Origin of the sequence: Pseudopedobacter sp., from assembly GCF_040392825.1 — a bacterium.
Taxonomy (GTDB): Bacteria; Bacteroidota; Bacteroidia; order Sphingobacteriales; family Sphingobacteriaceae; genus Pseudopedobacter.
In genome coordinates, this window is the sequence record NZ_JBEBVH010000256.1 from 1 (window position 1) to 5,586 (window position 5,586).

A 5,586-nucleotide genomic window follows, 5' to 3' on the forward strand; every position below is an offset into this window, starting at 1 on the left:
AGCTATAAGGATTCCGGCGGTCTATATATATTCTTGAACCACTGCTATCTTCCTGATAATAATCGCCTTCCTCATTTCTGGATTGATAATCTTCCACCCGCCTTGGAGTGTAAGTTATTTTTTTAGCCTCAACGGTAGAGCTGTATACATCGTCTCCGTTTGCTGTATTTTGTACAGCCATCTGGCTGGTTGTACAACTGGCTAATGTTAAAGCCAACCCGCCAAATAATATATATATAATATTCGTTTTCATCTCCTTCAGATTTAGTACATAAATATAGGTAACATCTATACTTAACTTTATACGTTTTTGGTAAATATTACGATACAAAGATATAGACGATAATACAATCAAAAGGTTTAAATATTAAAGGACTTAATACGCTTAATATTTTTTAACTTTGACCGCATTAAAAACATTAAAAATAAATACAAAAAATATTCCAACATAGTTTATGAGTAAAGGATTAACAAGCAGATCAGAAGATTATTCGCAATGGTATAACGAGTTGGTAGCCAAGGCAGATTTAGCAGAACATTCGGCCGTTAGGGGGTGTATGGTCATTAAACCTTACGGCTACTCGATTTGGGAAAAGATGCAATCTGTTTTAGACCAAAAATTTAAAGAAACGGGACATTCAAACGCTTATTTTCCTTTATTCATCCCAAAGTCATTTTTTTCTAAAGAAGCGTCTCATGTGGATGGGTTTGCCACGGAATGTGCCGTTGTTACCCACTATAGGTTAAAAAATGATGGTACAGGAAATATCATTGTAGATGAGGAAGCAAAACTGGAAGAGGAGCTGATTGTCAGACCTACTTCAGAGACTATTATTTGGAACACTTACAAAGGGTGGATTCAATCTTATCGTGATTTACCAATTCTGGTAAACCAATGGGCTAATGTAGTACGTTGGGAAATGCGTACCAGATTGTTTTTAAGAACAGCGGAGTTTTTAGGGCAGGAGGGGCAGACAGCACATGCTACAAAAGAAGAAGCTGTAGAAGAGACAGAGAGAATGCTGGAAGTTTATGCAGATTTTGCCGAAAATTGGTTAGCACTTCCGGTTGTTAGAGGTAAAAAAACAGCTAACGAGCGTTTTGCGGGAGCTTTAGAAACTTATTGTATTGAAGCATTAATGCAGGATGGAAAAGCGCTACAGGCGGGCAAATCTCATTTCTTGGGACAAAATTTTGCTAAAGCCTTCGATGTTAAATTTACGAGTAAAGAAGGTAAGCAGGAGTTTGTATGGGCAACTTCCTGGGGGGTTTCTACCCGTTTAATGGGGGCTTTGATTATGGCACATTCAGACGATGCAGGTTTGGTGTTGCCGCCAAAATTAGCTCCAATACAAGTGGTTATTGTTCCGATTAATAAAGGAGAAGAAGAGTTGGCAAGAATAACAGAAGTAGCTGATGATATCATTGCTAAATTAAAAGCTAAGGGTATTTCTGTTAAATATGACGACAGGGATACGCAAAGACCTGGTTTTAAATTTGCTGAATATGAAATGAAAGGAGTTCCGGTTCGTTTGGCAATGGGCGGCAGAGATTTGGATAATAATACGATAGAAATAGCTAGAAGAGATACCAGAACCAAAGAAACTATATCCAGAGATCATATTGAAGATGTAGTAGAACAATTACTGGAAGAAATTCAAAATAACATCTATCAAAAGGCATTTCAATTTAGAGAAGAAAATACAGTAAAAGTAGACTCTTACGAAGAGTTTAAACGTGTTCTTGATGAGCAACCTGGTTTTGTTTCTGCCCATTGGGATGGAACTCCGGAAACTGAGCAAAGAATCAAAGAGGAAACAAAAGCAACTATCAGATGTATTCCTTTAAACAACGAACAAGAAGAAGGTACTTGTATATTAACAGGAAAGCCATCTACGCAAAGAGTTTTATTTGCCAGAGCTTATTAAAGGTAGGTAGTATTAAGTATTAGGTATTAAGTATCAATAAATGAGTGTTGAGTAGTTGATTTGAGCCTGGTATATATAAATGATGTTAGATTTTAAGTTAGCAGATGTCATTTAAGAAGTCTAATAACGAATAACGGACAACAATAACTGGAAGCAATATGAAATTCGGAACTAAAGCTATTCACGCAGGTCAGCACCCGGATCCGGCAACGGGAGCTGTGATGACGCCTATTTATCAAACTTCTACTTATGCCCAGGCATCGCCCGGAGATCACAAGGGATTTGAATATTCAAGAGGTACAAATCCTACACGTAAGGCATTGGAAGATTGTTTGGCGGCTTTAGAAAACGGCAATTACGGGTTGGCTTTTTCCAGCGGAATGGGGGCTACAGATGCCATTATGAAGCTATTAAAACCGGGAGACGAAGTTATCACCGGAAATGATCTTTATGGTGGGTCTTATCGTATTTTTACAAAAGTATTTGCTAATTATGGTATCAAATTTCACTTTGTAGATTTTTCCCAACCCGAGAATATTGTTCCTTATATTAACGGGAACACCAAACAAATTTGGATAGAAACTCCAACAAACCCGACAATGCAGATTATTGATATTGCTGCGGTTTCTAAAATTGCTAAAGCGCATAATCTGCTACTGACGGTAGATAATACTTTTGCCTCACCTTTTTTGCAAAACCCTTTGGATTTGGGGGCAGATATAGTAATGCATTCTGTAACGAAATATATTGCCGGACACTCGGATGTTGTTATGGGGGCTATTGTGGTTAAGGACGAGGAACTGTATAAAAAGCTATGGTTTATTTATAATGCATGTGGAGCTACTCCAGGACCGCAAGATTCATTTCTGGCTATACGAGGTATAAAGACACTACATTTAAGAATGAAAGCTCATTGCGAGAATGGAGAAAAAATAGCTCATTTCTTAAAGAATCATCCTAAAATAGAAAAGATATATTGGCCGGGATTTACCGACCATCCAAATCACGATGTCGCTAAAATACAAATGCGTGGTTTCGGTGGAATGATTTCTATTGTATTAAAAGACGCAAATTTGCAGGAAACATTCAGGATAGCTTCTTCTTTTAAAGTTTTCACTTTAGCCGAATCTTTAGGAGGGGTAGAATCTTTAATTAATCATCCTGCGACTATGACGCATGGCTCTATTCCGAAAGAAGAGCGTGAAAAAGTTGGTGTTACAGATAATCTGCTCCGCCTAAGTGTAGGAATAGAGGATATAGAAGACCTTTTGGAAGATTTGGAACAAGCACTTAAATAGCTTTTCAAAATTAGATATTATTAAAGCGGATAGTTTATGGCTATTCGCTTTTTTTAATAAAAGCTTTTTTAGGAGTTATTTGGATAACTATGAAACATTGATGAATAAAAACTGTTTCTAGGTTATTCATATCAACAAATAACCAATATGAAAAAATTAACATTTTTGACAGCAATTGCTGCCACTTTAACTTTCGCAGCTTGCAATAATAATGCAAAACAAGAGACTGCAGGTGAGCAGTTAGACCAGGCCATAGACTCCTTGGACCAATCTGTAGACAGAGTTGAAGCTGAAATGAAAGCGAAGATCGAAAAAGCTCAGCAAGCTCTTGACGATGCTATTGCAAAGGGTGATAAAAAAGCCGAAGAAGCGGCTAGAAAAACTTTGGAAGAGGCAAAGTTAGCCTGGGAGAAAACTAAACGCGCAACAAATAATGCCGTACAGGATATCAGACAAGGTGTAGACAGTACCGTTGAAAGTGCAAAGTCGGCCGCTCAGGAAACTAAGAATGACATGAAAGACGCTGCTGAGAAAGCAGACAGAAAAATCGAAAATGTAAAGGAAGCATTAAAAAAATAAGTAAAAATGACCTGCTGCGATTTCTAATCATCAGAGGAGTTGAAGCAGGTCCTCTTTAAAATTTTCCGAGTTTCGCTATAGTGTAAAGCCTGTTAACTATTTCCCCGGTTTTGCTTTTGACCACATCGGCCTTTTCAATGAATTCGACTTTTTTGAATTTGGTTTGCTGTATAAGTTCTGATAGTTTTTGATTGTCGAATAAATTAAAGCCATATTTGGTAAAAGGCAGCTTTTCCATAAATTCCTTTTGGGCAAAACTCAAAACGAGCAAACCGTCAGGTTTCAGTACTCTGTATATTTCGTTAAATAAATGCAGTGGATTTGTCCAGAAATAAATGGTGTTTACTGTCATAATCTTATTAAAGGTGTTACTTTCGTAAGGTATGTCTTCGCCGTTATAAATATTAAATCTTACTGTGCTATCAGATATAAATTCACTGTTCTTAAGTAAAGCTTGTTGCTTCATGGTTTCCGATATCTCGAGACCTGTGTACTGAATATGATTTGCTTCATTTAAGATTTTGCTTAAATGACCGCAGTTCCCATGTCCTAGTTCCAAAACCGTATCTCCATCTTTAATGTTAAGTGCTTTAATGGAAGATAATGTCATTTCTATATTCCCTTCGTTCATCATGTCGGCGGTCTTTATTCCGTTTTGACCTTCAGGACAGCTTAGCTGTTTAGCAAGTTGAATTAAATCGTTTTCTGTTAATTCGTTTTTCATATTTTATAAATAGTACATGTTAAGATAGTGTTTTGTATACTATAATAGTCCCTTTCTGATAAGAATATTAAGGAGGTTGTGTTTGATATTGAATAAAGAATAGCAGTTTATTACTAAACTAGTATCCTAAAAATCAAAAGTCAACAAAGAATGCTGGCTTGCCGTATGCAAATCCCGCCATACTCTATTTAGCTCACTGGCTTTTTTTGCGGCTTCCAAACCACAATAAGGATACAATGTATCTGCCATTTTTATAGCTGTATGAGCAAGTATGCGACTATTTTTACTTATCGAATTTAAGGTTTCCTGCTTGCACAGTCCGGTTTCAGAAAACTCTTTCCATGATAAATCTACACTATTGAAGAAATTAGATCTTACCTGTTGAAAATTGAGCTTAAGATCTGAGACCTCTTTTTCGAAATATTTAATTTGTTCTGCAGTATATCTTTTAATTCCTGATCTGGTATAGAAATAATCATCTACCAACTCCGCAAAATGTAAGGCCATCCCAGAATAATTTACTGCCAGTGTAGTCTCTGCTAATTGCAGAAAAGGGTAATTTAATAAAGGAATGTCTACTTGTAATTCTCCATTAATTTTGAATTCTCTGTTGAATGGGATTTGCAAATTATTGACCTTAAAGGCGTGGCTACCAGTTGCTATAAGTCCAAAATAGGCCCATTCACTTAAAATTTCAACTTCTTCTTTCTTTAGGATGAAAGATTTTACCAATTCTTCGCCATTTTCGGCTAATACAGGAGAATTGTCTCCGTTTACGATAGTACAGTTTGCCGTAAAAATAGTAGCATGCAGGGCTCCGCTGGCATATTTCCATACTCCGTTAATCTGATAGCCATTTTCCGTTTTCATAGCAGTGCCGCTAACGGCTCCGCTGCCGGCAAAACAAGTTTTAGGATTTGCAAAAATTTCCTTTGCCAAATTTTTGTCTAAGAATCCGGAGAACCAGGCAGCACCGCTGCACAAAGTAACAGTCCAAGCCAGACTGCCATCTGCTTTTGCTAAATTTTCTTCCAATCGTAATATTTCTGGAAGCGGT

6 protein-coding genes are annotated in these 5,586 nt (G+C 37.0%); 3 read left to right on the forward strand and 3 right to left on the reverse strand.

Features of this window, described 5'->3' with window-relative positions; all coding sequences use genetic code 11:
- On the reverse strand, positions 1 to 253 hold a 253-nt coding region (locus tag ABWO41_RS14820; RefSeq protein WP_353139711.1), incomplete at its 3' end, for a hypothetical protein.
- A 202-nt stretch (positions 254 to 455) separates the two neighbouring features.
- On the opposite strand from ABWO41_RS14820, the gene proS reads away from it, so the two are divergent.
- The 3 genes from proS to ABWO41_RS14835 all read left to right on the forward strand — a co-directional run bounded on the left by proS (position 456) and on the right by ABWO41_RS14835 (position 3,805).
- Positions 456 to 1,928, forward strand: coding sequence for a proline--tRNA ligase (gene proS / locus ABWO41_RS14825; protein WP_353139714.1), 1,473 nt, complete (start codon positions 456 to 458; stop codon positions 1,926 to 1,928).
- 158 nt (positions 1,929 to 2,086) lie between these two features.
- Positions 2,087 to 3,226: a cystathionine gamma-synthase gene (locus ABWO41_RS14830; RefSeq protein WP_353139716.1), complete on the forward strand. Its 1,140-nt coding sequence runs from the start codon at positions 2,087 to 2,089 to the stop codon at positions 3,224 to 3,226.
- Positions 3,227 to 3,373: 147 nt separating this feature from the next.
- Positions 3,374 to 3,805, forward strand: coding sequence for a hypothetical protein (locus ABWO41_RS14835; RefSeq protein ID WP_353139719.1), 432 nt, complete (start codon positions 3,374 to 3,376; stop codon positions 3,803 to 3,805).
- A gap of 55 nt (positions 3,806 to 3,860) precedes the next feature.
- Here the strand turns inward: ABWO41_RS14835 and ABWO41_RS14840 are convergent, their stop codons facing one another.
- Positions 3,861 to 4,529, reverse strand: coding sequence for a class I SAM-dependent methyltransferase (locus ABWO41_RS14840; RefSeq protein WP_353139722.1), 669 nt, complete (start codon positions 4,527 to 4,529; stop codon positions 3,861 to 3,863).
- Positions 4,530 to 4,655: 126 nt separating this feature from the next.
- Positions 4,656 to 5,586, reverse strand: a 931-nt coding sequence (locus tag ABWO41_RS14845) for an acyl-CoA dehydrogenase family protein (RefSeq protein ID WP_353139725.1), incomplete at its 5' end; no start/stop codon positions are given.

Bases quoted from the DNA above. Each gene is read 5' to 3' on its own strand.
- proS (WP_353139714.1), top strand. From the start codon at position 456: ATGAGTAAAGGATTAACAAGCAGATCAGAAGATTATTCGCAATGGTAT.
- ABWO41_RS14830 (WP_353139716.1), top strand. From the start codon at position 2,087: ATGAAATTCGGAACTAAAGCTATTCACGCAGGTCAGCACCCGGATCCG.
- ABWO41_RS14835 (WP_353139719.1), top strand. From the start codon at position 3,374: ATGAAAAAATTAACATTTTTGACAGCAATTGCTGCCACTTTAACTTTC.
- ABWO41_RS14840 (WP_353139722.1), bottom strand. From the start codon at position 4,529: ATGAAAAACGAATTAACAGAAAACGATTTAATTCAACTTGCTAAACAG.